Origin of the sequence: Cupriavidus sp. WS, assembly GCF_000395345.1 — a bacterium.
Lineage (GTDB): Bacteria > Pseudomonadota > Gammaproteobacteria > Burkholderiales > Burkholderiaceae > Cupriavidus > Cupriavidus basilensis_B.
In genome coordinates this window covers 1-3396 of record NZ_AQPL01000147.1, presented here as the reverse complement: position 1 = coordinate 3396, position 3396 = coordinate 1, and the positions used below count along the sequence as shown (strand labels likewise).

2 protein-coding genes are annotated in these 3396 nt (G+C 73.1%); both read left to right on the top strand.

The features are described from left to right. Positions 1 to 384: 384 nt before the first annotated feature. Positions 385 to 1236, top strand: a complete 852-nt coding sequence (gene hpnD / locus K206_RS0113505; protein WP_029043597.1) for a presqualene diphosphate synthase HpnD — start codon at positions 385 to 387, stop codon at positions 1234 to 1236. 161 nt (positions 1237 to 1397) lie between these two features. Further along, on the top strand, positions 1398 to 3365 hold the full coding sequence (shc, locus tag K206_RS0113500; RefSeq protein WP_020202937.1) for a squalene--hopene cyclase: 1968 nt from the start codon (positions 1398 to 1400) through the stop codon (positions 3363 to 3365). The last annotated feature ends 31 nt before the right edge of the window (positions 3366 to 3396 follow it).

The following is a 3396-nucleotide window of genomic DNA, read 5'->3' as shown; positions in this document are numbered from 1 at the left end:
GAGGGCTTCGAGTTCGCCCGCTACGATCCGGGATTGCGCGGCTTCGTGCTGCTCAGGCTGCGCGGCGGGGTGCGCGGCGCCTGACGCGGACAGGCATGGCGTCCCGCCCGCCGGCACGGCGGCGGGCGTCCCCGGGGTCTCTCCCTTCCTGTGCCTTCCCGGCCGCATTTCCGGCTCCGCCACGGCGGGCCGGCCTCCAGGCGCCAGGCGCCCGCGCCACCCCGGGTTCACCCGGCTGCGCCTCGCCCGGCCCTGTGCGGCGCGCCTTGCTATAATCCCGAATTACCCAAAAAATCATGCCGCCCCGGCCGCGCGCATGCCTTTGCCCGCGCTTTGCCGGCAACGGCGGCGGCGAGGGTGGTTCAATGCGTGACGGGGAGTTACGTGGCCGGAACCGATATCGCAGTGCAAGACGTCCCACCCAGCGCGGGCAATCCCGTTTCGACCGGCAGCTCGTTCCATGCCGCCATGAAGATCCTGCCTGCCGCGCAGCGGGAGGCGATGTTCGAGATCTACGCCTTCTGCAGGCAGGTGGACGATATTGCCGACGGCGACGGCCCGCGCCCGCAGCCCCTGGCCGGGCTGGACGCCTGGCGCGCCGACCTGGCCGCCTGCTATGCGGGCACGCCGCCGCCGGCGCTGCGCCGGCTGCATGCGCAGATCGTGCGCTACGGCCTGCTGCAGGAGGATTTCCTGGCGGTGGTCGACGGCATGGCGATGGACGTGCTGGCTGACATCCGCGTGCCGGACGCGGCCACGCTGGACCTGTACTGCGACCGCGTGGCGAGCGCCGTGGGGCGGCTTGCCGTGCGCGTGTTCGGCATGGAGCGCGAGGCCGGCGTGGCGCTGGCGCATCACCTGGGCCGCGCGCTGCAGCTGACCAACATCCTGCGCGACATCGACGAGGATGCCGGGCTGGGCCGCGTCTACCTGCCGGCCGAGGCGCTGGCCGGGGCCGGCGTGCCGCCGGGCGCGCCCGAGGCCATCGTCGGCCATCCCGCGGTGGGCCGCGCCTGCCTGGAAGTGGCGGGGCAGGCCCAGGCGCACTATGACAAGGCGTTCGCCATCATGGCGGACGCCCCGCGCCGCGTGGTGCGCTCGCCGCGCATCATGGGCGAGGTCTACCACGTGGTGCTGCAGCGCCTGCTGGCGCGCGGCTGGGCCAATCCGCGCGAGCGGGTGCGGGTGCCGCGCGCGCGCGCGCTCTGGATCCTGTTGCGGCACGGCTTCGTCTGAAGCCATTTCGCTGATTTGCCGCTGCGCGCCGTCGCCACCCCGCGGGCCTGGCGAGCGCGCAGCATTGCTGTAATCGCGTTGTTGAAGAGAGGACATCGAGACCGATGAGCCAAGTAGCAATATCTCCCGATCCGGCCGCTGCCGCGGCATCCGTGCAAGGCATGGCGGAGACGGGCGCGCTGGAAGGCGCGATCGGCCGCGCGCAGGACGCGCTGCTGGCGGCCCAGCGGCCGGACGGCCACTGGGTGTTCGAGCTGGAAGCCGACGCCACCATCCCGGCCGAGTACGTCCTGCTGGTGCACTACCTCGGCGAGAGCGCCGACACCGTGCTGGAAGCCCGCATCGCGCGCTACCTGCGCCGCATTCAGAATGCCGACGGCGGCTGGCCGCTGTTCCACCAGGGCGCCTCGGACATCAGCGCGAGCGTGAAGGCGTATTTCGCGCTGAAGATGATCGGCGACGATCCCGAGTCCGAGCACATGCGGCGCGCGCGCGCGTCCATCCACGCGCAGGGCGGCGCCGAGGGCAGCAACGTCTTCACCCGCACGCTGCTGGCGCTGTACGGCGTGATGCCGTGGCAGGCGGTGCCGATGATGCCGGTGGAGATCATGCTGCTGCCGCTGTGGTTCCCGTTCCACCTGTCCAAGGTGGCGTACTGGGCGCGCACGGTGGTGGTGCCGCTGTTGGTGCTCAACAGCCTGCGCCCGCAGGCGCGCAACCCGCGCGGCGTGGGCATCGACGAGCTGTTCGCGCGCCCGTGCCAGGCCGCGCGCCTGCCGCCCAAGGCGCCGCACCAGAGCCGCGCCTGGTTCAGCTTCTTCCGCGTGGTCGATGCCGGCCTGCGCGTGGCCGAGCCGCTGTTCCCGCGCGGCCTGCGCAAGCGCGCGATCGCCCGCGCCGAGCGCTTCGTGCGCGAGCGCCTGAACGGCGAGGACGGCCTGGGCGCCATCTTCCCGGCGATGGCCAATGCCGTGATGATGTTCGACGTGCTCGGCGTGCCGAAGACCGACCCGGACGTGGCGGTGGCGCGCGCCTCGGTCGAGAAGCTGCTGGTGGTGCATGGCGACGAAGCCTATTGCCAGCCGTGCCTGTCGCCGGTGTGGGACACCTCGCTGGCCAGCCACGCGCTGCTCGAGGCCGGCGGCGCGCGCGCCGAAGCGGCCGCCGAGCGCGGCCTGCAATGGCTGCTGCCGCTGCAGGTGCTGGACGTGCGCGGCGACTGGATCGTGCGGCGCCCGCAGGTGCGTCCCGGCGGCTGGGCCTTCCAGTACGCCAACCCGCATTACCCGGACGTGGACGACACCGCCGTGGTGGCGATGGCGATGGACCGCGCCGCGCGCGTGGGCGCCGGCGCGCCGGCCGTGACCGCGGCCAGCCATCGCGAGCGCTATGGCCAGGCCGTGGCGCGCGCGCGCGAGTGGGTCGAGGGCATGCAGAGCAGCAACGGCGGCTGGGGCGCCTTCGAGCCCGAGAACACGCACGAGTACCTCAACAACATCCCGTTCGCCGACCACGGCGCGCTGCTCGACCCGCCCACCGCCGACGTCTCGGCGCGCTGCCTGTCGATGCTGGCGCAGCTCGGCGAGTCCGCCTCCAGCAGCGACGCCTTCCGGCGCGCGCTGCGCTACCTGCTCGACGAGCAGATGCCGGACGGCAGCTGGTACGGCCGCTGGGGCATGAACTACATCTACGGCACGTGGAGCGCGCTGTGCGCGCTGAACGCCGCCGGCATGGGCCCGGAGGCGCCGGAAATGCGCCGCGCCGCCGAATGGCTGGTCTCGATCCAGAACGCCGACGGCGGCTGGGGCGAGGACGGCAGCAGCTACCGCCTCGACTACCAGGGCTACGAGCCCGCGCCGAGCGTGGCCTCGCAGACCGCGTGGGCGGTGCTGGCGCTGATGGCGGCCGGCGCGGTCGAGCATCCGGCGGTGGCGCGCGGCATCGACTACCTGGTGGGCACGCAGCAGGCCGACGGCCTGTGGCACGAAGCGCGCTTCACCGCGGTGGGCTTCCCGCGCGTGTTCTACCTGCGCTACCACGGCTACGCGCGCTTCTTCCCGCTGTGGGCGCTGGCGCGTTTCCGCAACCTGCGCCGCGCCGGCACGCAGGCGGTGGCGTGGGGGATGTAGGCAGGGCAGCGGCCGCGCCGGCGCCGCGCCG

Bases quoted from the DNA above. Each gene is read 5' to 3' on its own strand.
- shc (WP_020202937.1), top strand. From the start codon at position 1,398: ATGGCGGAGACGGGCGCGCTGGAAGGCGCGATCGGCCGCGCGCAGGAC.